Source organism: Roseovarius bejariae, from assembly GCF_009669325.1.
GTDB lineage: Bacteria > Pseudomonadota > Alphaproteobacteria > Rhodobacterales > Rhodobacteraceae > Roseovarius > Roseovarius bejariae.
Genome location: NZ_SZWE01000002.1, coordinates 540,413 through 566,983 on the forward strand (window position 1 = coordinate 540,413; position 26,571 = coordinate 566,983).

Sequence of the window (26,571 nt, forward strand, 5' to 3'; positions counted from 1 at the left end):
ACCGAAGATCATTCGGTGGGTGCGGCCCCTTCGGCTGTATCCGTTTCGGTGTCTTCCTCATCGGTTTTCTCGGCGATCCAGGCGACGCTGACCACCTTTTCGCCCTTGCCGGTATTGAAGACCTTGACGCCCCCGGCACTGCGCGAGCGGAAGGAGATTCCATCGACCGGCACGCGGATCGATTGACCCTTGGAGGTGGCAAGCATGATCTGGTCGTCAAGGTCGACAGGGAAGGACGCCACGAGCGTGGCCTTGGCCTTGGTCGACCATGCATTGACCCCTTGGCCGCCACGCCCGCGGGTGGGGTAATCGTGGCTGCTGGAGATTTTGCCGATGCCATCGGTCGTGATGGTCAGGATCAGGTGCTCGGCGGCGCGCATGTCCTCGAACCGTTCGTTCGAGATCTCGCCTGCCGGGGTCTCTTCATCGTCTTCGGTGCCCTCGATCTCATCGGCCCCGACCATTTGGCGACGCATCTTGAGATATGCAGCGCGTTCGCTGGCCTCGGCCTCAAAGTGACCGATCACCGACATGGAAACAACCTTATCCTCGCCCGCAAGCTTGATGCCCCGAACCCCGGTTGATTTACGGCCCTTGAAGACACGCACATCGGTGGAGGCAAAGCGAATGGCACGGCCCGAATTGGTGACGAGCATGACGTCGTCATCTTCGGTGCAGATGCGGGCGTTCACCAATTCCACGCCCTCGGGCAGGTCCATGGCAATCTTGCCGTTGCGCTTGACGTTGGTGAAGTCAGACAGCGCATTGCGGCGGACGTCGCCCGCGGTGGTGGCAAAGAAGATTTGCAGATCGTTCCATTGCTCTTCCGGCGCGTCCACCGGCATGATCGCCGCGATGGAGACCCCCGGTGGAATGGGCAGGATATTGACGATGGCCTTGCCCTTGGAGGTACGGCTGCCCAATGGCAGGCGCCATGTCTTGAGCTTGTAGACCATGCCTTCGGTGGTGAAGAACAAAAGCTGCGTATGGGTGTTGGCAACGAAAAGCGTGGTTACGACGTCGTCATCCTTCAAGCCGCCACCCGAAAGCCCCTTGCCGCCGCGCTTTTGCGCACGGAAATCCGCCAAAGGCGTGCGTTTGATATAGCCGCCCTGGGTGACGGTCACGACCATGTCTTCGCGTTCGATCAGGTCTTCGTCGTCCATGTCGCCCGACCAATCGACGATCTCGGTGCGGCGGGGGACAGCGAATTGTTCGCGCACCTCGCGCAGTTCATCGGCGATGATCTGCATGATGCGTTCGCGGCTGGCGAGGATGGCAAGGTATTCCTTGATCTTGCCCGCCAGCTCTTGCAGCTCGTCGGTGACTTCCTTGACGCCCAGTTGGGTCAGGCGTTGCAGGCGCAGATCGAGGATGGCGCGGGCCTGTGTCTCGGATAGGTTATAGGTGCCGTCGTCGTTGGCCTTGTGGGTGGGGTCGTCGATGAGGGCGATATATTCCAGGATGTCGCCGGCGGGCCAGCGGCGGGTCATCAGCTTTTCGCGCGCCTCGGTGGCGTCGGCGGAGGACCGGATGGTGGCGACCACCTCGTCTACGTTCGAGACCGCCACGGCCAGACCACACAAGATATGGCTACGATCGCGGGCCTTGCGCAGGTCGAAGGCCGTGCGGCGGGCCACAACCTCTTCGCGGAAGGCGATGAAGGCCGTGAGGAAGCGGCGCAGGGTCAGTTGTTCTGGCTTGCCGCCGTTGAGCGCCAGCATGTTGCAGCCAAAGCTGGTCTGCATGGGCGTGAAGCGGAACAGTTGATTGAGCACCACGTCGGGCGTTGCATCCCGCTTGAGTTCCACCACCACGCGGACGCCGTGACGGTCGGATTCGTCCTGCACATGGGCGATGTTTTCGATCTTCTTCTCGCGCACGGTTTCCGCGATCTTTTCGATCATCGCGGCCTTGTTCACCTGATAGGGAATCTCGTCGATGATGATGGCGTAGCGATCCTTGCGGATTTCCTCGACCCGGGTCTTGGCGCGGATGATGACGCTGCCACGACCTTCGAGATAGGCTTTGCGGGCTCCCGAACGGCCCAGCATGATCCCGCCGGTGGGGAAATCGGGGCCGGGAACGTAGTCGATCAGCTCTTCGGAACTCAGATCGGGGTTGTCGATCAGCGCCAGCGTGGCATCCACCACCTCGCCCAGGTTATGTGGCGGGATGTTGGTGGCCATGCCCACGGCGATGCCGCCCGCGCCGTTGACCAGCATGTTGGGGAAACGGGCCGGCAGGACGGTGGGTTCGCGATCCTTGCCGTCGTAGTTGTCCTGGAAGTTTACGGTGTCTTTCTCGATATCCGCCAGCAGGGCGCTTGCGGGCTTGTCCATCCGCACCTCGGTGTAGCGCATGGCGGCGGGATTGTCGCCATCCATGGAACCGAAGTTGCCTTGCCCGTCCAGAAGCGGCAGGGACATCGAGAAGTCCTGTGCCATGCGAACAAGCGCATCATAAATCGCGGAGTCGCCGTGCGGGTGGTACTTACCCATGACATCGCCCACCGGCCGCGCCGATTTGCGATAGGGCTTGTCATGCGTGTTGCCGGTTTCGTGCATGGCGTAGAGAATCCGCCGGTGCACCGGCTTGAGGCCGTCACGCAGGTCAGGGATGGCGCGGCTGACGATCACCGACATCGCGTAATCGAGATATGACGTTTTCATCTCGTCGGCGATGGAGATGCTGGGCCCGTCGTATTCCGGGCGCTCAGGCATCATTTCGTCATTGTTTTCAGGGGGTTGCGTGTCGTCGCTCACCTTGCTGCCCGTCCTGTTTTTGAGGGTCTATATCTTGTTGTCACAGGTATACCAGAGGCCGGATATGGGGTGCAATCCCTGAGGGCATCTGGCCATGGCAGCCGCGGGGGATGCCTGCTAACACACTGTTTTTATTGAAAAGTAATTTCATTCGGGCATCATGGAAGGGCCTTGCGCCAATAAGACGACCAAAAACAGGAGCAGACATGATGGAAATGACCGAAACCGAAATGATGCTGAAGGGCTATGGCCTGACCACCGCCGAGTTCTTCTATCACATGCCCGATTACGTTCATGTGCTGAATACTTTCGTGTGGCAGGACTACGATATCGCGCCGGACCATCCACGATTGTTCAAGTTCATCGAGTTCTGGCAGGACAAGATCGAGGGGCCGCTGCATTCGGTCAAATTCAGCCACCGCAAGATGATTTCGCCGGGCGAGTGGCGCAATGTGGTGGGAGAATTCAGCCTGCATTGATCGTGGCCGTCGAGGGATTGCGCCGCCTTCGGCGTCGCCGGGGTGGGGGGCGTTGCCCCCCGCGTTAAAAAATCAGGGATTTTGAACGCTCCCCCCAGGATATTTTTAAAAAGAAGAAGTCCGGTGCCGTTTGTTTGTCGGGCACCGGGGGATGGATCAGGGAATGATGCGCGTGTATTTCATGCCTTCAAGCGAGACACCGGCCAGCGCACCGGCCTGACCGAAGATAACGGCCACAACGGGCGCGGTGGAGGTTGTTGTCTCGGCTCGCAGGTTTTCGCCCTTGTCCTTGAAGACATACTCGATATCCGCGCCAGCGGCCCATCCCGAAGAGCGACGGAAGCCTTCCAATGCGTCCTGTGTCATGAAGAACAAGACATGCGCAAATTGCTGTGCGCCAATTTGCAGGCCGACACTGCCCTTGGTGGCAGAGTAGTAATCGACGGTCACGTTGTTGATGCGAAGCGCACCACGGCCATAGCCGCCGCCGACGATGAGGCCGCCTTCGGTCACCAGCGGCATGACCAGCATACCGGTGGATTTCGCCGCGAGATCGCGGGTGTTGGGGTAGTTGGTGTAGAGATAGTTCAGCGTGGTATCGACGCGGGCGTCGATTTTCTCGGGGCCGCGACTGCCGACGCCGTTGCCGCACGCGGCGAGGGCGGAGGTACTGGCGAGCGCGCCGAGGGTGAATGCGCGACGGGAAAAGCTGTTCATGGTTTTGCCTGTTCGTTGCCTGACTTGAAGGGGCCGGTCTTGTGAATTGCCGGTCTGGTTCCAGTATAACAGGCAAAGCGGAGCTGTCACGCTCGTTATCGAGCGGTGGCAAGGGTTTGCGCAGGGATCAGCCGTTGAGCGCCCGGGCCACTTGCGGTGCGAAATAGGTGAGCACCCCGTCACAGCCCGCGCGTTTGAACGCCATGAGGCTTTCCATCATCGCGCGATCGCCATCGATCCAGCCGTTTTGCGCGGCGGCCATGAGCATCGCGTATTCGCCCGAGACCTGGTAGGCGAAGGTCGGCGCGGCGAATTCTTCTTTCACGCGGCGGCAGATATCGAGGTAGGGCATGCCGGGTTTGACCATGACCATATCCGCGCCTTCCGACAGGTCGCGGGCGACACAGCGCAGCGCCTCGTCGGTATTGGCCGGGTCCATCTGGTAGGTTTTCTTGTCGCCCTTGAGCGCGCCGGATGCCCCCACGGCATCGCGGAACGGGCCGTAGAAGGCGGAGGCATATTTCGCGGCATAGCTGAGAAGGATCACATCGCGGCGTCCGGCGCCTTCGAGGGCCGAGCGGATCGCGCCGATGCGGCCGTCCATCATGTCCGAGGGGCCGATGATGTCGACGCCGGCCTCGGCCTGGCTGAGCGCCTGTTTGACCAGGGCCTCGACGGTTTCGTCGTTGATGATTTCGCCGTCGACGACAAAGCCATCGTGGCCCGTGTCGGAATAGGGATCGAGCGCCACGTCGGTCATGATGGCGATATCCGGCACGGCGGCCTTGATCGCGCGGGTGGCGCGGTTGCTGAGGTTGTCCGGGTTCCAGGCCTCGGCGCAATCCGCGGTGCGTTTGTCATTACCGGTATAGGGAAAAAGGCAGATTGCCGGGATGCCCAGAGCATGTGCCTCTTTTGCGGCCTCAACCACCTTGTCGACGCTGCGGCGGATGACGCCCGGCATCGACGGCACGGGTTCCTCCACCCCGTCGCCGTCACGTACGAAAACCGGCCATATGAGATCGCCGGGGGTCAAGACATTCTCGGAGACCATGGCCCGGAGAGCGGGGGTGCGGCGCGTGCGGCGCAGGCGACTTGCGGGATAGGGCGCTTGGGGCGTGGTCATCGGCGGGCCTTGGATCATTCCTGTTGGATCATGTCAGTGGCATGGATTTTCCCTCATCTCAAGGGTAGGAATTGCCGCGCGTCGGGGTTAAGAGATGCGAAATTCTTATTTTGAAGGTCTTCAAGCAGTGGACTGGTACGAAACGGTTTTTGAACTGATTGACATGCGGAGTTTCAGCAACCTTTGGTTCTGGATCGCGCTTGCGGTGCTGTGGTCGTCGGTCAGTCATTGGGTTCTTGGCGTCCCGTGGGACATGGTATTGAGGGCGCGCAAGAAGACCGCCCGCGAAGAGGCCGTGCAGGACCTTGAGGACATGGTACGGATCAACACGAACCGCATCCTTTATATCGTTGGTGAAACGGGCCTTCTGATGGCGGGGTTCGTCTGTTTCATCCTCACTGTGCTTTTCATGCTGGGCTTCCTGTATGGCCTGAGTTTTCCCAGGCGCTGTTCCTGCTTGGGCTTCCGATGAGCATTGTCTGGCTACTGTCTGTAAGAGCGGCGCGGACGATCCGTGAGAAGAGTGTTCAGGGTCAGGACCTTTACAAGAGGCTGTACAGGCACCGATTGGTGACACAGGTCATTGGCATGATCTCGATCTTTGTCACCGCGATGTGGGGGATGTTGCAAAACCTCCAGGTCGGTGTTCTGGGCGGGTGATCCAGTGGTTGCACCGACCGGGGCGCGGCGCTACTTGGCATCGACATGAGCAGATCTGAACATATCACGGTAGGTGGTGCGCCCGAGGGCTTCGATGCGCGCTTGATCCTCGAGGAGGTCGCGCGCAAGGGTGGGCCCGTGGTGCATGTGGCCCGAGACGACAAGCGCGCCGAGGCCATGGCGGGGGCGCTGCGGTTCTTTGCGCCGGATATGCCGGTGATGCGCTTTCCGGGGTGGGATTGCCTGCCTTATGACCGGATGTCGCCCAATGCCGATATTTCGGCCGCGCGTATGGCGACACTGGCGGGCCTCGTGCATGGCATGCCCGAACGCTTCGTGTTGCTGACGACACTCAATGCGGCGACACAGCGGGTTCCGGCGCGCGATGTCCTGCGTGAAGCCGCCTTTAGCGCGCGGGTGGATTACCAGATCGACGAAGACGCGTTGAAGGCCTTTCTGGTGCGAATGGGGTTTTCTCAGGCGCCTACGGTGATGGAGCCGGGCGATTACGCCGTGCGAGGCGGGATCATCGATATCTACCCGCCCGGAGAGTCCGGCCCGGTGCGGCTGGATTTGTTTGGCGATGTGTTGGACGGCATTCGGCGGTTTGATCCGGCCACGCAGCGGACGACCGAGAAGCTGGACCAGATCGAGCTTGCCCCGGTGAGCGAGGTGATCCTGGACGAGGCCTCCATTACGCGGTTCCGGCAGAATTACCGCATCGCCTTTGGCGCGGCGGGCACCGACGATCCTTTGTATGAGGCGGTGAGCGCGGGGCGCAAACATGCGGGGATCGAGCACTGGTTGCCATTTTTCCATGAGCGTCTGGAAACGCTGTTTGATTATCTGCCGCAGGCCACGATCACGCTTGACGATCAGGTTGAGGCAGCGCGCGCCGCGCGGTGGGACAGCGTGGTGGACCAATATGAGGCACGTGACCATGCGCTTAAACAGAAAAACCGCGAGGATACGGTTTACAAGCCGGTTTCACCCGAGTTGTTGTATCTGGATGAGGCGGCATGGGACGGGGCCGTTGCGGGCCGCCGGGCGATGCAATTCGCCCCCTTGCCGCAGGCGACGGGGCCGGGGGTGATTGATGCCGGTGGGCGCATCGGGCGGAATTTTGCGCCCGAGCGCCAAAGCGAATCCTTGAGCCTTTTTGGGGCCTTGAAAGATCATATTCAGGCTAAGCTGGGCGACGGACCAGTGTTGTTGGCCAGCTATTCCGAAGGCGCGCGCGAGCGGCTGGAAGGCTTGTTGGAAGATGAGGGTCTACAGGGCGCAGTGAGTGTGACCAATGCCATGCGCATCGGTAAGCGGGGGCTGCATTTGGCGGTCTGGCCCTTGGAACATGGGTTCGAGGCCCCTGACCTGACGGTGATCGCAGAGCAGGACGTTTTGGGGGATCGTCTGATCCGCGCGCCCAAGAAACGCCGCCGGGCCGAGAACTTCCTGACCGAGGCCCAAAGCCTGACCCCCGGTGATCTGGTGGTTCATGTCGATCACGGGATCGGGCGTTACAAGGGCCTTGAGGTGGTCACGGCGGCAGGCGCGGCGCATGAGTGCCTGTTGCTGGAATATGCCGAGAACTCAAAGCTTTACCTGCCGGTCGAGAATATCGAACTGCTGAGCAAATACGGCCATGACGAAGGGCTGTTGGATCGTCTGGGCGGCGGCGCGTGGCAGGCCAAGAAAGCCAAGCTCAAGGAACGTATCCGCGAGATGGCCGACAGGCTGATCCGGATCGCGGCCGAGCGCGAGTTGCGCAAGGCGCCTGTGCTGGAGCCTGAACATCACGCATGGGAGGCGTTCTCGGCCCGTTTCCCCTACACCGAAACCGATGACCAGTTGCGCGCCATCGAAGATGTCATGGAAGACATGGAGGCAGGGCGCCCCATGGATCGCCTGATTTGCGGCGACGTGGGCTTTGGCAAGACCGAGGTGGCGATGCGCGCGGCCTTTGTCGCGGCCATGTCGGGGGTGCAGGTGGCCGTGATCGCCCCCACGACCCTTCTGGCGCGGCAGCATTACCAGAGCTTTGCCGAACGGTTCCGGGGGTTCCCGGTGACGGTGCGTCCATTGTCGCGCTTCGTCAGTCAGAAAGAGGCCAACCTGACACGCGAGGGGCTGGCCAAGGGGACGGTGGATATCGTCGTCGGCACCCATGCATTGTTGGCCAAGAACATAAGGTTCAAGAACCTTGGCCTTCTGGTGATCGACGAGGAACAGCGCTTTGGCGTGACGCATAAAGAGCGGCTCAAGCAGTTGCGCTCGGATATCCACGTGCTGACCCTGACGGCGACGCCGATTCCGCGTACCCTGCAACTTAGCCTGTCGGGCGTGCGCGATTTGTCTATCATCGGCACGCCGCCGGTGGACCGCCTGTCGATCCGCACCTATGTCAGCCCGTTTGACGCGGTGACGATCCGCGAGGCGCTCTTGCGGGAGCATTACAGGGGCGGGCAGAGTTTCTATGTCGTGCCGCGGATCGAGGACCTGCGTGAGATCGAAGATTTCCTGCAAAATCAAGTGCCCGAGGTCAGCTATGTCGTAGCCCACGGGCAGATGGCGGCCGGCGAGTTGGACGACCGCATGAACGCCTTCTATGATGGCAAATACGATGTGCTGGTCGCCACGACGATTGTCGAATCCGGCCTCGATATTCCCACGGCGAACACCATGGTCGTGCATCGCGCGGATATGTTCGGTCTGGGGCAGCTTTACCAGATACGGGGGCGGGTTGGGCGTTCGAAAACAAGGGCTTATGCCTATCTGACCACCAAGCCGCGCGCCCGCCTGACTCCGGCGGCCGAGAAGCGCCTGCGGGTTCTTGGCTCGCTCGACACGCTGGGGGCGGGCTTTACGCTGGCGTCGCAGGATCTCGACATTCGTGGCGCGGGGAATTTGCTTGGCGAAGAGCAATCGGGCCAGATGCGCGACGTGGGTTACGAACTTTACCAGTCGATGCTGGAAGAGGCGATTGCCAAGATCAAGGCGGGGGAACTGGAAGGCCTGACCGAGGGCGATGAACAATGGGCGCCGCAGATCAACCTTGGCGTGCCCGTGCTGATCCCCGAGGATTACGTGCCGGACCTTGATGTGCGGCTAGGATTGTATCGTAGACTCAGTGGGTTACACAGCAAAGTTGAACTGGAAGGCTTTGCCGCCGAACTGATCGACCGCTTTGGCAAGCTGCCCAAGGAAGTGAATACCCTGATGCTGGTCGTGCGGATCAAGGCGATGTGCAAGAAGGCAGGCATTGCGAAACTGGACGGCGGGCCGAAGGGCGCGGTCATCCAGTTCCATAACGACAAGTTTGCCTCGCCCCAGGGCCTGGTGGAATTTATCAAGGATCAGAACGGGTTAGCCAAGGTCAAGGACAACAAGATCGTGGTGCGGCGCGACTGGCGCAAGGACAGTGACAAGATCAAGGGGGCCTTTGCGATTGCCCGTGATCTGGCGGAAAAGGTCGTGGCCGAGAAGAAGAGGGCGAAGGGTAATGCTTGAGGACGGGATGCATGGCGTGCCAGCGGGGCATACGGCCTCGGTGGTGACGCATTTGGAGATGAAAGCCCTGCCAAATCAAAGGGTTGAGGCGGAGTTGGACCTTGAGTTGATGCCTGTTCCGGCCCCGGATCCGGAGTGGTATCTGGACCTGTTTCGCAAAGTCGGCGCGCCGTGGCTTTGGTTCGGGCGATTGGTGGTGCAACCTGTTGAATTAAAAGAGCTTTTGTCTGATGCTAGGGTGCATGTCCACGTCTTGCGGGACAGGGGCGAGGATGTCGGGCTGTTGGAGTTGGACTTCCGGCAGGACGACGAGTGCGAACTGGCCTATTTCGGGTTGACGTCTGGCATGGTCGGTACGGGGGCCGGCCGGTGGTTGATGAACCGGGCGATTGCCTTGGCATGGGCGCAAAATATCACGCGATTCCATGTGCATACCTGTACTTTGGACCACCCGGAAGCCTTGGATTTCTACCGACGTAGCGGCTTCACACCCTACAAGCGCGAGATCGAAATCGCACCCGATCCGCGCCTGACGGGGCTTTTGCCGCGCGATGCCGCCCCGCATGTGCCACTGATCGCGTAATCACCGGAAAGTTTCGTACGAGTCGTACGTTTCGGACGCCAGTTTCGTACGAAACTCGGAGAGATGCCGGCTGACTCTGTACATTCTGGACAGATTATCTTGGTGCGAGGGGTGGCGGAGAGACTCTACAGCCCCTAGCCGTCCTGGCCTTCTTTCTTTTCCTTGAACGCCTTGGCGCGTTCCAGAAGAAGTTTGCGAGCCGAGATGTTGGCGCGACGGACACGCATGGAGGTGAGAAAGGCCTCCTCGGCGGTTTGAGAGGTCGCGCCGAGGAGTTTGACGATCTCGGAGACGATCTTGTCGTCGCCTGTGGCATCGACGTATTTGATTACGTCGAGGGCCAGTTCGTCGGCCAGATCCTCGGTCACGCCCATGGGTGGTTACCTCGTGGTTTCGGTCAGGCGGCGTTTGACGTAGCCGGTGACGCTGTCGATCATCGTGTCCATATGCGGCTCTTCGAAGAAGTGACCGGCGCCTTCGACTTCCTCGTGGCTGATGGTGATGCCCTGCTGTTCCTGCAACTTGGAGACCAGCGCCGTGGTGTCGGCGGGAGGCGCCACGCGATCCGCCGCGCCGTTGATGATCAGCCCCGAGGAAGGGCAGGGCGCGAGGAAGGAGAAGTCATACATGTTGGCGGGCGGCGAGACCGAGATGAAGCCGGTGATCTCGGGGCGGCGCATGAGAAGCTGCATGCCGATCCAGGCCCCGAAAGAGAACCCCGCGACCCAGCAATGCTTGGAGTTGTTGTTCATCGACTGAAGGTAGTCGAGCGCCGAGGCGGCATCCGACAGCTCACCCACGCCTTGATCGTATTCACCCTGACTTCGGCCGACACCGCGGAAATTGAAACGCAGCACGGTGAAGCCCATGTTGTAAAAGGCATAGTGCAGGTTATAGACGACCTTGTTATTCATCGTGCCGCCGAACTGCGGATGCGGGTGCAGCACGATGGCGATGGGGGCGTCTTTTTCTCTTTGCGGGTGGTAGCGGCCTTCGAGCCGACCCTCGGGGCCGGGAAAAATTACCTCGGGCATGGATTCCCTTGTCCTTCTTGCCAAGGTGCTGGCAATATTCTTGACGGAATTGCTCAAGCACCTTAGAAATGTTCTAAATTTGATCGGTGCGGCACGCCCGACCCCCGCCGAGATAAGCATTGCGCGGGGTCAGGTCAATCTATTCGCGGGGGAAGGGCCATGAAACTGAGCACAAAAGGCCGATATGCCATGGTGGCGCTGGTCGATATCGCCTTGCAGGATGCCGAGACACTGGTCACGCTGAGCGATATCGCCAAGCGACAGGACATCTCGCTGCCGTATCTGGAGCAGTTGTTCGTCAAGTTGCGGCGCGCGGACCTGGTGACCTCGGTCAGGGGGCCGGGTGGCGGCTATCGCCTGTCACGTCCGGCGGCGGAAATCCGGGTGTTCGAGGTTCTGGCGGCCGTGGATGAAACGGTGGACGCCCTGCACAAGGGGGCCGGGGCCTCGGGGGCGGCCTCGGGATCGAAGGCGCAATCGATGACCAACCGTTTGTGGGAGGGGTTGAGTGCGCATGTTTATGTCTTCCTGCACCAGACGCGGTTGAGCGACGTGGTGGGCAATGGATTGGCCCCGTGCCCGGCGGTGCCGACCTTCTTCACGGTCGTGGACGAGGAGTGATGCCGGTCTGCACAGGGCGATTGCGCCGCCTTTGGCGTCGCCGTGGGTGGGGGGCTTTGCCCCCCGCGTTGAAAATCGGGGATTTTCAACGCTCCCCCCAGGATATTTTTGAAAAGAAGAAGGTGGGGCACGCGTGAGCCGGGTTTATCTGGATTACAATGCGACGGCCCCTTTGCGGGCCGAGGCGCGCGCGGCGATGATCCGGGCGATGGACCTGGTGGGCAATCCGTCGTCGGTGCATGCCGAGGGGCGCGCGGCCAAGGGGCTAATCGAGCGGGCGCGGGGGCAGGTGGCCCATGCGCTTGGCGCCGATGGGGCGGATGTGATCTTTACCTCGGGCGCCACGGAAGCAGCGGGTTTGGCCTGTGCCGGGCGGGACCTGCATGGCGCGGCGGTGGAACATGATGCCGTCAGGGCCTGGATCACGCCGGATTTGCCGGTGGATCCGGCAGGCCATGTGGCGGTGAGTGATCCGGCGCAATCGGTGTTGCAACTGGCGAATTCCGAGACCGGGGTGGTGCAGGACCTGCCCCAGGGACTGGCGATGTCGGATATGACGCAGGGGTTTGGCAAACTGCCATTGGCGTTCAACTGGTCCGGCTGCGAGATGGCGGTCATTTCGGCCCATAAGCTGGGCGGGCCCAAGGGGGTCGGCGCCTTGGTGGTCAGGCGCGGCACCGAAGTGGCCGCGCAGATCAGGGGCGGCGGGCAGGAGATGGGCCGTCGGTCGGGCACAGAGAACCTGATCGGGATTGCCGGGTTCGGCGCGGCGGCGGAGGCGGCGGCGCGGGATTTGGCCGAGGGTGTCTGGGATCGGGTTGCGGAATTTAGAAAGATTCTAGAAAAAGTGATTGCAGCCGAGGCAAAAGAGACTATTTTTGTCGGGAAAGGTGGTGCGCGACTGCCCAATACCCTATGCATGCTCACACCCGGTTGGAAAGGTGAGACCCAGGTGATGGCCATGGACCTTGCGGGGTTCGCGGTATCCAGTGGGTCGGCCTGTTCGAGTGGCAAGGTCAGGGCAAGCGGCACCTTGGAGGCCATGGGGATCGACCCCGAAGACGCGGCCTGTGCCTTGCGGGTCTCGATGGGGCCCGAGACGACGGAAGAGGATGTCATGCGCTTTGGCGAAGCATGGCTGAAGCAATGGAAAAAGCACCGCGCCCGGGCGGCGTGACGAGACAACCAAGGAGGTGGCCTTATGGCGGCACTGGATGACACACAAGTCAAGGAAGGCGTCGATCAGGAGACGGTCGATGCGGTGCGCGAGGTTGGCGGCGCTTACAAATACGGTTGGGAAACCGATATCGAGATGGAATATGCGCCCAAGGGCCTGACCGAAGATATCGTGCGCCTGATCAGCGAGAAGAACAACGAGCCCGAGTGGATGACCGACTGGCGTCTACAGGCCTATCAGCGCTGGCAACAGATGAAAGAGCCGGAGTGGGCGATGCTGGATTATCCGGAGGTGGATTTCCAGGAGCAGTATTATTACGCCCGCCCCAAGAGCATGACCGAAAAGCCCAAGTCGCTGGACGATGTCGACCCCAAGCTTTTGGAGACCTATGAGAAGCTGGGTATTCCGCTGAAGGAGCAGATGATTCTGGCCGGGGTAGAGGGGGCCGAAGAGGCGCCCGCCGAGGGCCGCAAGGTGGCCGTGGACGCGGTGTTTGACTCGGTGTCGGTTGGCACGACCTTCCAGAAAGAGCTTGAGAAGGCCGGGGTGATTTTCTGTTCGATCTCGGAAGCGATCGAGAAACACCCCGAGTTGGTCAAGAAATACCTTGGGTCGGTCGTGCCCGTGAGTGACAATTTCTATGCGACGCTGAACTCGGCGGTCTTCTCGGATGGATCCTTCGTTTACGTGCCGCCCGGTGTGCGTTGCCCGATGGAGCTCAGCACCTATTTCCGGATCAATGCCGAGAATACCGGGCAGTTCGAGCGGACGCTGATCATTGCCGACAAGGGGGCCTATGTGTCTTACCTCGAAGGCTGCACCGCGCCGCAGCGCGACGAAAGCCAGCTTCACGCGGCGGTGGTCGAGATTGTCGTCGAGGAAGACGCCGAGGTGAAATATTCCACCGTGCAAAACTGGTTCCCCGGGAACGAGGATGGCACCGGCGGGATTTACAACTTCGTCACCAAGCGGGCCGATTGCCGGGGCGACCGGGCCAAGGTGATGTGGACGCAGGTGGAAACCGGCAGTGCCGTCACTTGGAAGTATCCGTCGTGCATCCTGCGCGGGGACGACAGCCAGGGCGAGTTTTACTCGATCGCCATCACCAACAACCACCAGCAGGCCGATACCGGCACCAAGATGGTGCATCTGGGCAAGAACACCCGCTCGCGGATCGTCTCGAAGGGGATCAGCGCGGGGGTGGCGCAGAACACCTATCGCGGGTTGGTTTCGATGCACCCCAAGGCCAAGAACAGCCGGAACTACACGCAATGTGACAGCCTGCTGATCGGCGATAAATGCGGGGCGCATACGGTGCCTTACATCGAGGTCAAGAATAACTCCTCCCGCGTTGAGCATGAGGCGACCACCAGCAAGGTGGATGACGACCAGATGTTCTATTGCCGTCAGCGCGGCATGGACGAGGAAGAGGCCGTGGCCCTTGTCGTCAACGGGTTCTGCAAGGACGTGTTGCAGGCGCTGCCGATGGAATTTGCCATGGAGGCGCAGCAGCTTGTGGCAATCAGCCTTGAAGGGTCGGTGGGCTAAGGCCCACCACCCGGCATGACGAGGAGCGCGCGATGATCGTGACCACAACCAACAGCGTCGAAGGCCGTAAGATCACCGATTACCGCGGGATCGTGGTGGGTGAGGCGATCATGGGGGCGAATATCTTTCGGGATTTCTTTGCCCAGATCACCGATGTCGTCGGTGGCCGGTCGGGCGCTTATGAAAGCAAGTTGCAGGATGCGCGCGACACGGCACTGAACGAATTGGAGCAACGCGCGGCGGCGCTTGGGGCCAATGCCGTTGTCGGTGTCGATCTGGATTACGAAGTTGTGGGCGAGTCGATGTTGATGGTCTCGGCCAGTGGCACGGCGGTCGTGCTGGACTGAATGAATGGAATATATGCGGGCGCCCGGGGCGGTGCCGCGAGGAACGCGAGTTAGGAGCGAAAACATGTTGGAAATCAAGAACCTGCACGTTGATCTTGAAGAAGAGGACAAGACCATCCTCAAGGGTGTGGACCTGACCGTGGAAGCGGGCAAGGTGCATGCGATCATGGGGCCGAATGGCTCGGGCAAATCCACCTTGTCCTATGTCCTGTCGGGACGTGATGGCTACGAGGTGACCGAAGGCTCGGCGACCATGGAAGGCGAGGATATTCTTGAGATGGAACCGGAAGAGCGCGCCGCGGCGGGCCTGTTCCTTGCGTTCCAGTACCCGGTAGAGATTCCCGGTGTGGGCAACATGACCTTCATGCGCACGGCCCTGAATTCGCAGCGCAAGGCGCGGGGCGAGGACGAGATCAGCGCGGCGGATTTCCTCAAGCTGGTGCGCGAGAAAGCCGCGACCCTGAAAATGAGCAACGACATGCTCAAGCGGCCTGTGAACGTCGGGTTCTCGGGCGGCGAGAAGAAGCGTAACGAGATCCTGCAAATGGCCGTTCTGGAGCCCAAGATGTGTATCCTGGACGAGACCGACTCGGGGTTGGACGTGGACGCGATGAAACTGGTCTCGGAAGGGGTGAATGCCCTGCGTGACGAGGGCCGGGGCTTTCTTGTGATCACCCACTATCAGCGTCTTTTGGACCACATCAAACCCGACGTGGTGCACATCATGGCCGATGGCCGGATCATCAAGACGGGTGGCCCGGAACTGGCGCTTGAAGTCGAGAAGAACGGCTATGCCGATCTGCTTGAGGAGGTGGCGTAATGGCGTTGCCGCAGGCAAAACAGGACGCGACCGAGGCGCGGCTGAGTTCGGTTGACCTGCCCGAGGGGGCGGTGTGGATCGGTCAGGCACGCGAGGCGGCTTTGGCGCGGGTGCGCGCGATGGGCCTGCCCACGGCGCGCGACGAGTATTGGAAATTCACCCGGCCCGACACGCTGGTTCAGGCCGAGGCGCCCGAGGCGGCGCTGTTCGTAGAGGATGAAGCGCCGATTTTCGACGGGGTCGACCGCCTGAAGGTGGTTTTCGTCGATGGGGTTTTCGATGCCGAGGCGAGCGATGACCTGTCGCAAGAGGGCCTGACGATCGAGCGGCTTTCGGACGTGGCGCAGGCCGACATTCACTGGGCCAAGGATCTGTACGGCGCTTTGGAAGAACGCGGGCAGGATCCGGTGCAGCGGCCCTTGGCGGCGCTGAACACGGCGCTGGCGCAGGATGGTGTGGTGATCCATGCCACCGGCAAGGTGAGCAAGCCCGTGAACCTGATTTATAACCATAAATCAACAACTTCCGACGCGATCTTGCATAATGTTATCAAACTGGACCCGGGCGCGGACCTGACCATTCTTGAGAATGGTCCGGCGGCGGCGCGGTTCAACAAGGTCATGGAAGTGGACGTGGCCGATGGCGCGGCCTTCCATCATGTTCGCGCCCAGGGGCGGGATCATGAGCGCCGCGCTGTGACGCATGTTTTCGCCCGGGTGGGCGAGGAGAGCGCCTTCAAGACCTTCACCCTGACCGCCAATGGCGTGCTCACGCGCAACGAATGCGTGGTCGAGATGGTGGGCGACAATGGCGTTGCGCATATCGCCGGGGCCTGTGTGGGCGATGGCGATTTCCATCACGACGACACGGTGTTCGTCACCCATGACGCGGTGAACTGCGAAAGCCGCCAGGTGTTCAAGAAGGTGCTGCGCAACGGGGCGCGGGGCGTGTTCCAGGGCAAGATCCTTGTGAAACCGGACGCGCAGAAAACCGATGGCTACCAAATCAGCCAATCGTTGCTTCTGGATGGCGACAGCGAATTCGACGCCAAGCCCGAGCTTGAGATTTACGCCGATGACGTGGCCTGTTCGCATGGGTCGACCTCGGGGGCGATTGACGAGGACGCGCTGTATTACTTGCGGGCGCGGGGCGTGCCCAAGGCGATTGCCACCGATATGCTGACGCTGTCGTTCCTTGCCGAAGCGGTCGAGGAGATCGAGGACGAAGCCTTGCGCGACGAGATCAACACACGCCTTGAGGGCTGGTTGGAGCGGCGGCGCGGCTGATGCCTGTGACGCGTGATATCGCGGCCTCCTACCGGGGGCCGCGGGCCGTCTTTCGGCGGCTTCTGGCCATGGGCGACAACGAGGGCCGCGCACTTGCCATCCTGATGGCGGGCTGCGCGGTGACTTTCGTCGCGCAATGGCCGCGCCTGTCGCGCGAGGCGCATCTGGCTGAGCAGGATGTCTATCCGATGATGGGCGGCTCGCTTTTGGCGTGGATGTTCATCGCACCGCTGATTTTCTATGTGCTGGCTTTTCTAAGCGGGCTGATCCTGCGGGTATTTGGCGGCAAGGCCAGCGGGTTCGAAACACGCCTTGCCCTGTTCTGGGCCTTTCTGGCGGCCAGTCCGCTGATGTTGTTGAATGGCCTCGTTGCGGGGTTCATCGGGCCGGGTGGCGCCCTCATGCTGGTGGGTGCGCTGTGGTGCGTCGTTTTCTTGTGGTTCTGGTTGGCCAACCTGCGGGAAGCGGGGTGGGGGTGACAATGGGTTTCGCGGATTGGAAAGCCTTGTTTTTTCTGACGCTGAAGGCCCCGAAAGAGGCCGCACGGCACCTGATGGCGCTGGACCTGCCGACACAGGCGCTTTGGATGGCGCTTTCATTGGTGTCGGTGGTGACCTCGATGATATTCGCGGGGCTATTGCAAATGGCCCCGATGCCCGCCGACGAGATGGGCGCGCTGATCCGGGGGACACCTGCCTATGATGCTCCGCTGATTTTCGCGCTGTTGCAATGGGCGCGGGCGGTGGTTTCGGTTTTCGTGCTGTATTGGGTCGGCACCGCATTCGGCGGCCAAGGCCGATTGGTGGATGTTCTGGCGGTCATGGCATGGCTTCAGGCGGTGACCTTTGTCTTGATGCTGGGCATCGTGGTGCTAGGTGTCGCTGTGCCTTTCGTGAGCTCCCTTTTGATCCTTGCCATGGCGGTCTGGTGGATTTGGGCCGTGATCTCGGCGCTGGACGTGGCGCATGGGTTCGACAGCATGGTGAAATCCGCCGCTGTCTTGATTGTCTCGGTCATCGGCGCGACGATCGGTTTGTCAATTTTCGTCGGGGTGGTGGCCTCGGTTTTCGTGGGAACGGTTTGAAATGCTGGATGTGAACACAATACGCGCGGATTTCCCGATTCTCAGGCGCGAGGTGAACGGCAAGCCGCTTGTCTATCTCGACAACGGGGCCAGTGCACAGAAGCCGCAGGTGGTGATTGACGCCATCACCCGCGCCTATGCCGAGGAATATGCCAATGTGCATCGGGGCCTGCATTACCTGAGCAATCTGGCGACCGAGAAATACGAGGGCGTACGCGGGATCATCGCGCGGTTCCTCGGCGTGGCGGACGAGGATCAGATCATCCTGAATTCCGGCACCACCGAGGGCATCAACATGGTCGCCTATGGCTGGGCCATGCCGCGCATGGAAGCCGGTGACGAGATTGTCCTGTCGGTGATGGAGCACCATGCCAATATCGTGCCGTGGCATTTCCTGCGGGAGCGGCAGGGCGTTAACCTCAAGTGGGTGGATGTGGATGCCACCGGCTATCTGGACCCGCAGAAGGTGATCGATGCCATCGGCCCCAAGACCAAGCTGGTGGCGATCACGCAGCTTTCCAATGTGCTGGGCACCAAAGTGGATGTGCAGACCATTTGCGATGCGGCGCGCGAAAAGGGCGTGCCGGTTCTGGTGGATGGTAGTCAGGCGGCGGTGCATATGCCAGTGAATGTCGATGAACTGGGTTGTGATTTCTATGCGATCACGGGTCACAAGCTTTATGGGCCTTCGGGGTCGGGCGCGATCTTCGTGCACAAGGACAGGCTGGCCGAGATGCGCCCCTTCATGGGCGGCGGGGACATGATCCGCGAGGTCAGCAAGGACGAGGTGATCTATAACGACCCGCCGATGAAGTTCGAGGCGGGCACGCCGGGGATCGTGCAGACCATCGGGCTTGGCGTGGCGTTGGAATACATGATGGACGTGGGCATGGAAGCGATTGCCGCCCATGAAGACACGTTAAGCCGCTATGCGCAGGAGCGCCTGACCGGCCTCAATTGGCTGCACCAGCAAGGGACACGCCCCGACAAGGCGGCGATCTTCTCGTTCACCATGGAAGGCGCGGCCCATGCCCATGACATCAGCACCATTCTTGACAAGAAGGGCGTGGCCGTGCGCGCGGGCCATCATTGCGCCGGGCCCTTGATGGATCATCTTGGGGTGACGGCCACCTGCCGCGCGTCCTTTGCGATGTACAACACCACCGAGGAGGTGGACGCCTTGGTTGATGCGTTGGAACTGGCGCATGAGTTGTTTGGCTAAGGTAGGGCAAATTCGCGATTGCACCGTGCCGGGCGCGCGGCTATACCGCGCCTACGGTATGCACCTGTAGCTCAGCTGGATAGAGCGCTGCCCTCCGAAGGCAGAGGCCATAGGTTCGAATCCTATCAGGTGCGCCATATTTTCTTGAGTTTTTACTCACTTTGTTGTGTCGGCGATTCTGATCTGCAATGAAATCCGCAATGAAATGCACCTGGATAGAGGGTTGGCTTCCCAGGCCCAAGTTCACAGGTTCGAATCCTGTCGGGTGCGCCAATTTCCTCCATTGTATCCACATCCAAGGTCCAACCAGAGATTACTACAAGATGTAGTGGTGAATTTTTTTTTGAAGAAATACTCGTGAGCGTCTTTTTCGGTGATGTCGAAGGTGCTTCATCGCGCCTGCGACTGCATCATATATACACACGTCGAATCAAGTGGTCGCCTGGCGCGTGTACCAGATGGCAAGACAAGTGCGGGTCTCTCCAAAAAGCCGTCTACTGCTCGGTAGAGCCAGTGTCGCCTACACGTTAGCTTGACGACTGTTTCAGAAATTCATGGAAACCAACCGATGCAGAAGATCATGAAGGCCAAAACCAAAGATGCTGCACATCTGGCTCAACTGTACGCCAAGGCGCTGCGAGCTACAGGATTTGCGCGACAAGCCTCGGAAGAGGGGCGCGATGAACTGGTTCAGTGGTTAGAGCAACGGTGTTCTGAAAAGGAAATCTGGGTGAGAACTGATGAACACGGACCTACGGCTTTGGGTCACTTCGACGAGTCTAAGAATGAAGTGATTACGGTTGTCACTCGTGACGACATCGAGGGCAACGGAGAAGCCACTGCAATGCTCAGATTTTTGGCGGAGAGATACCCTTCCGTGAGAGTTCGTCCTGTGACGAAAGGCGGCAAAGCCGTAGCTTCCAAGTGTGGTTTTGTTCCAAGTATTGATGATCCATCTGCGTGGGTCCGTGGTTCGTAATCTATCGCTTTTTGTGACCGCGTCTCCGACGTGGTCCGCAAGCCATTTTCTGGGAAGCACACGGCGTATCGACCTCTGTGAGGATCTTGCGCATAAAACCGCAAGACTCCCAGACCCTATCCATCATCTTCCATCCAGGTCGTGCAGATCGATTTCCGATCCGTTCTTCAACATATCGTAGATCAGATTCGTCATGATCCCGAGGCTCTGGCGGTCTTCCTTCAGTAGGGTGGCAGCTAAGGTACTGTTGGAGCCCATGGCCCGAACGATCGCGGCCTGGATCGCGCCAGGCAGATTGCCTTTTAGAGCCTGTTCCTTGGGGTTTTTCTCCACCTGTGCCATGACGATCTCATTCTCGCGGGTAATGGCTGCGATGTGGTTCACGAAGTTAGCTTGATCCTTCAGGGGCGCCGCTTCACCGAAAATCCCGTTTAGTCTTTCGATTAGTTCCTGGAGGTAGACAGGTAAACTTCCAGGAGCAGGCGAGCCTCCTGGTCCGATTGGCTTGAGCGTCAAATCCGTTTCCTCGTCCTCGGGATCAGGTTGGCCGGGAACATCTACGGTCTGGATGTCGTAGCCTGTGAGGCGGATACCTGACAGATCGATTTGATCGGGTGGAATACCGTCAAGGCGCTTCGACAGTAGCTTTGTAAAGCTGGCAAGATTCTCGAGCTCCGGATCCCCGAGATCGATCAGCTGAGCGATGTAGGCATAGGTTCGAGAGAACCGCGCCAGCCCAGCCTTGAAGTCTGCCATTTGACCGATAGCCTCATCAATCTGGCGGCGCTCATAATCCGCCTGTTCCATGCCGGCCTCGTTGCCAGCTGCCTTCGCAGCTTGGTAATCTGCTTCGGCCTGCTGGCTTCGCGTTCGCAATTCCTTCAGGCGCGTGTTGTAGAGGTCGGTGGGCTCTTGGGTGGCCGCATACATCGCCTTGTGTTGCGCGTCTTCTGAAGAACCGTGCTCGTATCTGGCCTCGCGGAATGCTTTGACGTGAGAGGGCATGAAGATCGCTTGTTCTTCAAGTTGCTCTTTGAGCTCGTAGATGACCTCGAGGGTTTGCGCCTCCTCTACCTTTGCTCCGGAGTCATACTTCGCGAACGCGTCGAGGACGACCTCCGGATCATTCACGAAGTCGACGACGAAGGTTTGATCCTTCCCTGGGGCAGTTCGGTTCAATCGGGACAGGGTCTGAACGATATCGACCTCGTTCGCGATCTTCTTGTCGATATACATTGCCACGAGCTTCGGCTGATCGAAGCCCGTCTGGAACTTGTTCGCGACGAGCATGACGCGGTACTCGGGTCGGTCGAAGACGATCCGAAGATCCTGGTTTTTCGCGGCGGGGTTCATGTTGCTTTCAGTGAACTCGGCATCCTCTTCGCAGACGAAGGTTTCCCCGGAAATCCGATCATCGTCGGAGTGCATGACGTCCTTGCCCGACAGCTTGCCGGAGAAGGCCACCAAGGCGCGAATTTCCTTGTATTGCGGGTTCGCTTCGATAAAGGCGTCGAAGGCCTTCTTGTACCTGACAGCTGCGGGACGAGAGCTTGTGACAACCATAGCCTTCGCCTGGCCATCCAGCAGGTGCGCCACGTTCTTGGAGAAGTGTTCCACGATGAACTGCACTTTCTGGGTCACGTTTGTTGGGTGGAGACTCATCCACCTGGCGAGAGCGCGCTTTGCGGCCTTGCCATCAACACGCTTGTCGTCCGCGATCTGCTTTCCGAGGTTGAAGGCCGTCTTGTAGGGAAGATACCCCTTCAGAACATCGAGGATGAAGCCTTCATCGATTGCCTGGCGCATCTCGTATTTATGGAAGGATTCCGGCAGGTTGTCTTTGTCGGCGGGCCGCGACGGATCCGGACGCCGTCCAAAGAGCATCATGGTTGAATGTTTCGGCGTTGCCGTGAACGCGAAGTGGGAGATGTTGCTCGGCCGCACGCGGCTCTTCTGAATCTCCTCAAGAAGCTCCTCTACCGTCATCCCGGCCGTGTCCTTGTTGGACGACATGGCGAGGGTCGCCTGGAGCTTCGAGGCCGTGCTGCCGGTCTGCGAGGTGTGCGCCTCGTCGATGATGACCGCGAAGCCACGATCCTTCAGCGAGGTCTCGGTGAGGATCGCCTCCATGGCGTAGGGGAAGGTCTGGATTGTCACCACGATGATCGGCGTGCCCTTCAGGATCGCTTCTGTGAGCTGCTGGCTCTTGCTCTTGGAGCTCTTGTCGCGATCAATGGCAGCGATCAGGCCTTCCTGGTGGTCAATCTGCTGGACGGCATCCTGAAGCTGGCCGTCGAGGACATTGCGGTCGGTGACGATGATCACCGTATCGAAAATCGCCTTTCCCTCATTAGAACGCATCTTGACCAAGTCATGGGCCGTCCAAGCGATGGTCGATGTTTTTCCCGAGCCGGCACTGTGCTCGCACAGGTAGGCATGACCGGGACCGTTCGCCTTGGCGTCCTCGGTCATTTTGTTGACGGCATCGAGCTGGTGGTAGCGCGGGAAAATCTGGGTTTCCTTGACGGTCCATTTCCCCTTCAAGTCCACGACGTCCTTTTTCTCGACATAGACGAAGCTGTGGAAAATCCGCAGCCATGCGTCGGGCTGGCAGATTTTTTCCCAGAAGTAGGCGACGGGATATTCCCGGTCGTCGCGCGGAGGATTCCCGCCGCGTCCGTCATGCCCCTGGTTGAAGGGGAGGAAGAAGGTGTTCTCTCCGGCCAGCTTCGTCGTCATCCAGATTTCGCTGTCAGACATGGCGAAATGCACGATGGCGCCGCGCTTGAATGTCAGAAGAGGGTGCTTACGCTTCGTCTTGGGCTCCATCGGGAGCCTGTCTTCGATGTATTGCAGCTTTGCGGCTTCGGCCGACTGGGTGAAGTCGGTCTTGAGCTCGACCGTGGCGACGGGCAGGCCGTTCAGGAAGAATCCGAGGTCGATCGCATCCTGGTGGCCGTGCTTGTATTTCAGCTGCGGAACGACGCGCAGGCGGTTGGCGGCGTAGCGGTCGATGATCTTCTGGTTTCGCTGATCCTCTGGCGCGGCCTCGGACATGTCGATCTGTCCGCAGCCGGCGATGGCGAAGCCGCGGCGCAGGACATGGATAGGGCCGTTCTTTTCGAGCGCGGCCTCGAGCTTGTCCATGAGGACCTTGCGGGCATTGGCGCCATTCATGGCAACCAGTTTTTCCCACTTGGCGGGCTGAGTTGCTTTCAGCCACTCCTCGATATCCTCGGGGTAGAGGGCGTGATCCTGGTCGTAGTGCTCCGAGGAGCCCAGCAGCCAGCCTTGTTCGGTCAGCTTCTGGACGATGTACGCCTCGAGATGCTTTTCGTGGTGTTTATCGTCCTTCATGCTGCGCTCCTCGCGTCAATCTTGCCCGTGACGGCGGCTGTGATCAATGCCGCACGCTTTTCCTTGAGGAGGGCGATGCTTTGCTCGGTCTTGGCGATGAGGTTCCGAATGCGATCCAGCTCACGGTCGATTTCATCCGCGATGGCGCGCTGTTCCTCCAAGGGCGGCAAGAATATCGGCAGGATCAGGAATTTCTCTGGTTCGAGGCGCCATTGATCGGTCCGAATGCCATTCGAAATGAGCCTGTATAACCAAGGCATTGGGCGCGCGCGCAGATAGTGGTGCATATAGCGGGGATCATGCTCACCCACCGGTTCCATGACCACATAGTCCGGGCTGGTGATGCCTTGCATGCCAGCGATTCCCATAGAGCCTTGCCACGCTTTCATCTTATTGATCACCAGATCATTCGGGTTGACCATTTGATACTTCGACAAGTCCTCGGGGGTCTTGTTGATGTTGTCGTCACGCGAGGCTTTTTCGATAACGCCGTATTCACGGTAGACGGATAGAACCGTAAGGGTTTCGTATCCCAACCGTTTCTGGGGGCGGAAATGGTTTTTCATTCGTCCTCGCGTCCAGTGAGTTGGAACCTTGCCGCGCCATTCAACACCGGCATCAATCATCTTGGCGTCTGGGTCGACACCCACGCGGACGAGATGTGAAATCTTGGCCTTTTCCTTCTCATTCAGCAGTGCGATGAAGCGGGCCTTCTTCTCGATCAACCCGTCAATCCGCGCGGTTTCGCGGTCAAGGAAACGAGTTATTTGGGCCTGATGTGCCACATCAGGAAATCGGACGACGATCGAGCCAAGCTGAAACTGCGTGAGTTTGTCCCGGGTCGAGCCGTTCGTATACAGAGAGTAGTCTACTTGGTTTAAGTAGTACGCTAAGAATTCATGACTTATCTTGGATGTGTCAGGGCGCAACACATGTATATGATTGTTGGGCCAAATGGGTCCTTCTGAAACAAATGCGACGTCCTTGAAGGGGTCATAAAAAGGTGCGCCATCTTCTCCAATAAGAACAACTTTTTCGTCCAATAGGGCGGTGTCTACATAGTCCACGATTTTATTGGCTCCCCAATAGGGGACGGAGCCCGAAACGTGCTCTCGTTCGACAGCATTTAGAGGAATCCTGAGGTAATCAAGGTTCTCAGTAAGCCAACGAAGACGCGCGTTATTCATTCCGTCACCTCTGCCAGGATCGCTGCGATTTCGGCCTCCACGGCGTTCAGGTCGGCGTCGATCTCGTCCAGGTCGCGCGGCGGCTGATACTCATAAAAATACCGGTTGAAATTGATCTCGTAGCCAACGATGCCGACCTCGCCATCGGTCTCGTCCCGGTAGGTGTCGTCGATATAGGCGTCCGCGGCATGGGGCAGGACCTCGGTCGCCAGATAGTCCTGGATATCCGTGTCCATCGGCACGTTCTCGTAATCCGTCAGGTCGTCATCGGGCAGGACATTGCCCTTCTTGTCGGTGACAGGCTCAAGCTCTTGGTCGTGCACGCCGAAGGCGCGCTGGAGCATCTTCACATGCGTCGCGGTGAGTTTGCCCAGCCCGGAATCGGCCTTGGCCGCGGCCTTCATCCAGCCATCGACCCAGTGCCAGTCATGTTCCGTCCCCATCTGTTCTTCCAACAGGGCGCGCCAGCTTTCGCGCTGGTCCTCGGTCAGCTTGGTCCAGGGCTTTTCTTCTTCCAGCTTGGCCAGCCCGTCCTTGGAGATCACGATCTTCTTGCGCAGGGGGCGCAGGACACGGATGCGGCGGTAGCCGAATTCCGTGCTGTCGAAGATCTTGCTTTCGCCGGTCTCTTCGAAGGCGGAATACATGCTGACGATATCGCGCGTCTGCGCTTCGCCCACGCGGCGGCGCTTGTTGCCCTCGCTCTTGCGCATGGACTCGTACATCTCCGTCGCGTTGATCAGTTGCACCTTGCCTTGCCGATGCGCCGGTTTCTTGTTGGACAGGATCCAGATGTAGGTGCCGATGCCCGTGCGGAAGAATATCTCCTGAGGCAGCGCGATGATGGCTTCGACCACATCCTGTTCCAGCAGGTAGCGGCGAATCTCGGATTCGCCCTGGCCTGCACGCCCGTTGAAGAGGGGTGAGCCGGAAAGCACGATGGCAGCCCGGCCGCCACCTTTCTCCGGATCCTCCAGCTTGCTCAAAAGGTGGAGCAGGAACAGCATGGAGCCGTCGCCGACGCCCGGAAGCTTCGGTCCGAACCGGCCTTCGAACTTTTGGTCGTTGTGTTCCCTGACCACCGCAGCTTGGTCCATCTCCCATTTTTTGCCGAAGGGTGGATTGGAGACGCAATAGTTGAACTTTTCGTTCGACAGCTGGTCGTTCGACAGGGTGCTGCCAAGCTTGATGTTTTGTGACAGGTCGCGGCCCGGATCGGTCGGGATTGTCTTCAGAAGCATGGATGCGAGCGCGACGGCGTGCGTTTCGGGCTCAAGTTCCTGGCCGTAGGGAACGATCGTCGGGGCCTGGCCGTAACGGTCCCGCAGGGTGTCCACATGTTCCATCCCATCCGACAGGAAACCACTGGTGCCGCAAGTCGGGTCGTAGAGGGTGGTGATGAGACCAGGATTGTCGACGAAGATCTGCTCATCAGGGTCAAGAAGAAGCTCGATCGCCAGGTGCACGACATCCCGCGGCGTCATGAAGTCTTCTGCGGCCTCGTTCACCTCGGCGCCGAACTTGCGGATCAGATGCTCGTAGACATTGGACATGGTCCGTTCGGGGACCTTGTCGGGGTGGAGGTCGATTGCAGCGAAGTTCAGGCAGATCTTGTAGAGCACGCCGGCGCGATCCATGCGGGCGATCGTGTTGGCGAAGTCGAACTGCTCGAAGATCACCCGGGCGTTGGCAGAAAAGCTCGAGATATAGTCCTCAAGGTTCTGTCGAGTGCGGGTCGCGCCGAGGCTCTTCAGGTCGTAGTTCGAGGTGTTGTAGAACGGATATCCCGAGATCGGACGCAGGATGAGATCCATATCGATCCCCTGATTGGCCATCGACTGGTGCGTCGAGACAACCTGTTCCCGGGTCGGCTCCAATACGCATTCAAGGCGGCGGAGCAGGGTGAAAGGCAGGATGATCTTACCAAAATCGACATGTTTGAAATTGCCCCACAGGGCGTCGGCGTTTTTCCAGATGAAATCGGCCAGGGTTGTGTTGTTACCGTTGGTTTTGGTCATGGGATCCTTGGGGGTGTTCGTGTGTTACGCTTTGGCTCAATCGGGATATTGGTC

At 59.7% G+C, this 26,571-nt stretch carries 21 protein-coding genes, 2 tRNA genes and 1 pseudogene; 16 read left to right on the plus strand and 8 right to left on the minus strand.

What is annotated here, in order from left to right:
- Positions 1-8: 8 nt before the first annotated feature.
- The gene (gene gyrA, locus FDP25_RS16650) at positions 9-2,726 is read right to left on the minus strand and encodes a DNA gyrase subunit A (RefSeq protein WP_154155140.1); all 2,718 of its coding nucleotides are present in this window, start codon (positions 2,724-2,726) and stop codon (positions 9-11) included.
- Between the two features lie 248 nt (positions 2,727-2,974).
- Between gyrA and FDP25_RS16655 the strand changes: the two genes are divergently transcribed.
- Positions 2,975-3,244 (plus strand): usg protein, encoded by a 270-nt coding sequence (locus FDP25_RS16655; protein WP_154155143.1) that lies wholly within the window; start codon positions 2,975-2,977, stop codon positions 3,242-3,244.
- A gap of 156 nt (positions 3,245-3,400) precedes the next feature.
- On the opposite strand, the gene FDP25_RS16660 is transcribed toward FDP25_RS16655, so the two are convergent.
- Positions 3,401-3,961 carry a lipid-binding SYLF domain-containing protein gene (locus FDP25_RS16660; RefSeq protein WP_154154950.1) on the minus strand — a complete coding sequence of 187 codons (561 nt, stop codon included), beginning with the start codon at positions 3,959-3,961 and terminating at the stop codon, positions 3,401-3,403.
- A 127-nt stretch (positions 3,962-4,088) separates the two neighbouring features.
- The gene (gene hemB / locus FDP25_RS16665; RefSeq protein ID WP_154154953.1) at positions 4,089-5,087 is read right to left on the minus strand and encodes a porphobilinogen synthase; all 999 of its coding nucleotides are present in this window, start codon (positions 5,085-5,087) and stop codon (positions 4,089-4,091) included.
- A gap of 127 nt (positions 5,088-5,214) precedes the next feature.
- On the opposite strand from hemB, the pseudogene FDP25_RS16670 reads away from it, so the two are divergent.
- From FDP25_RS16670 to FDP25_RS16680, 3 genes and pseudogenes are all read left to right on the plus strand, one after another.
- Positions 5,215-5,747: pseudogene (locus FDP25_RS16670) on the plus strand (component of SufBCD complex).
- Between the two features lie 45 nt (positions 5,748-5,792).
- Complete coding sequence (gene mfd, locus FDP25_RS16675; protein ID WP_154154956.1) at positions 5,793-9,254, plus strand: transcription-repair coupling factor; 3,462 nt, start codon at positions 5,793-5,795, stop codon at positions 9,252-9,254.
- The gene (locus FDP25_RS16680) at positions 9,247-9,837 is read left to right on the plus strand and encodes a GNAT family N-acetyltransferase (protein ID WP_154154958.1); all 591 of its coding nucleotides are present in this window, start codon (positions 9,247-9,249) and stop codon (positions 9,835-9,837) included. The genes mfd and FDP25_RS16680 overlap by 8 nt, the downstream gene beginning before the upstream one ends.
- 134 nt (positions 9,838-9,971) lie before the next feature.
- Here the strand turns inward: FDP25_RS16680 and FDP25_RS16685 are convergent, their stop codons facing one another.
- On the minus strand, positions 9,972-10,211 hold the full coding sequence (locus FDP25_RS16685; RefSeq protein WP_154154961.1) for a hypothetical protein: 240 nt from the start codon (positions 10,209-10,211) through the stop codon (positions 9,972-9,974).
- Between the two features lie 6 nt (positions 10,212-10,217).
- A complete protein-coding gene (locus FDP25_RS16690; protein ID WP_154154964.1) occupies positions 10,218-10,871 on the minus strand; it encodes an alpha/beta hydrolase in 654 nt (217 codons plus the stop codon).
- Positions 10,872-11,030: 159 nt separating this feature from the next.
- Here FDP25_RS16690 and iscR point away from each other — a divergent pair, with 159 nt between their 5' ends.
- The 12 genes from iscR (at position 11,031) to FDP25_RS16750 (ending at position 19,955) form a co-directional block, all read left to right on the plus strand.
- Entirely contained in the window at positions 11,031-11,492 is a 462-nt protein-coding gene (iscR, locus tag FDP25_RS16695) for a Fe-S cluster assembly transcriptional regulator IscR (protein WP_154154967.1), read from the plus strand.
- 133 nt (positions 11,493-11,625) lie between these two features.
- Positions 11,626-12,669 (plus strand): cysteine desulfurase family protein, encoded by a 1,044-nt coding sequence (locus FDP25_RS16700; RefSeq protein ID WP_343032101.1) that lies wholly within the window; start codon positions 11,626-11,628, stop codon positions 12,667-12,669.
- A gap of 24 nt (positions 12,670-12,693) precedes the next feature.
- Positions 12,694-14,217: a Fe-S cluster assembly protein SufB gene (gene sufB / locus FDP25_RS16705; protein WP_154154970.1), complete on the plus strand. Its 1,524-nt coding sequence runs from the start codon at positions 12,694-12,696 to the stop codon at positions 14,215-14,217.
- Between the two features lie 32 nt (positions 14,218-14,249).
- The gene (locus FDP25_RS16710) at positions 14,250-14,564 is read left to right on the plus strand and encodes a heavy metal-binding domain-containing protein (protein WP_154154974.1); all 315 of its coding nucleotides are present in this window, start codon (positions 14,250-14,252) and stop codon (positions 14,562-14,564) included.
- 64 nt (positions 14,565-14,628) lie between these two features.
- Complete coding sequence (sufC, locus tag FDP25_RS16715) at positions 14,629-15,384, plus strand: Fe-S cluster assembly ATPase SufC (RefSeq protein WP_154154977.1); 756 nt, start codon at positions 14,629-14,631, stop codon at positions 15,382-15,384.
- A complete protein-coding gene (gene sufD / locus FDP25_RS16720) occupies positions 15,384-16,670 on the plus strand; it encodes a Fe-S cluster assembly protein SufD (protein ID WP_154154980.1) in 1,287 nt (428 codons plus the stop codon). The genes sufC and sufD overlap by 1 nt, the downstream gene beginning before the upstream one ends.
- Positions 16,670-17,149 carry a YIP1 family protein gene (locus FDP25_RS16725; protein ID WP_154154983.1) on the plus strand — a complete coding sequence of 160 codons (480 nt, stop codon included), beginning with the start codon at positions 16,670-16,672 and terminating at the stop codon, positions 17,147-17,149. Before sufD ends, FDP25_RS16725 begins: the two co-directional genes overlap by 1 nt.
- 2 nt (positions 17,150-17,151) lie before the next feature.
- Positions 17,152-17,754 carry a Yip1 family protein gene (locus FDP25_RS16730; protein ID WP_154154987.1) on the plus strand — a complete coding sequence of 201 codons (603 nt, stop codon included), beginning with the start codon at positions 17,152-17,154 and terminating at the stop codon, positions 17,752-17,754.
- A 1-nt stretch (position 17,755) separates the two neighbouring features.
- On the plus strand, positions 17,756-18,976 hold the full coding sequence (locus FDP25_RS16735) for a cysteine desulfurase (protein ID WP_154154990.1): 1,221 nt from the start codon (positions 17,756-17,758) through the stop codon (positions 18,974-18,976).
- A 60-nt stretch (positions 18,977-19,036) separates the two neighbouring features.
- A tRNA-Arg gene (locus FDP25_RS16740) sits at positions 19,037-19,113 on the plus strand.
- 70 nt (positions 19,114-19,183) lie between these two features.
- A tRNA-OTHER gene (locus FDP25_RS16745) sits at positions 19,184-19,249 on the plus strand.
- A 295-nt stretch (positions 19,250-19,544) separates the two neighbouring features.
- Entirely contained in the window at positions 19,545-19,955 is a 411-nt protein-coding gene (locus tag FDP25_RS16750) for a hypothetical protein (RefSeq protein ID WP_154154993.1), read from the plus strand.
- A 123-nt stretch (positions 19,956-20,078) separates the two neighbouring features.
- Here the strand turns inward: FDP25_RS16750 and FDP25_RS16755 are convergent, their stop codons facing one another.
- Genes FDP25_RS16755 through FDP25_RS16765 form a run of 3 tightly spaced genes read right to left on the minus strand, consistent with a single transcriptional unit; the run spans position 20,079 to position 26,517 of the window.
- Positions 20,079-23,312 (minus strand): type I restriction endonuclease subunit R, encoded by a 3,234-nt coding sequence (locus FDP25_RS16755; protein ID WP_154154995.1) that lies wholly within the window; start codon positions 23,310-23,312, stop codon positions 20,079-20,081.
- Positions 23,309-24,499 (minus strand): restriction endonuclease subunit S, encoded by a 1,191-nt coding sequence (locus FDP25_RS16760; RefSeq protein WP_154154996.1) that lies wholly within the window; start codon positions 24,497-24,499, stop codon positions 23,309-23,311. The genes FDP25_RS16755 and FDP25_RS16760 overlap by 4 nt, the downstream gene beginning before the upstream one ends.
- Complete coding sequence (locus tag FDP25_RS16765; protein ID WP_154154997.1) at positions 24,496-26,517, minus strand: type I restriction-modification system subunit M; 2,022 nt, start codon at positions 26,515-26,517, stop codon at positions 24,496-24,498. The genes FDP25_RS16760 and FDP25_RS16765 overlap by 4 nt, the downstream gene beginning before the upstream one ends.
- Positions 26,518-26,571 lie beyond the last annotated feature (54 nt).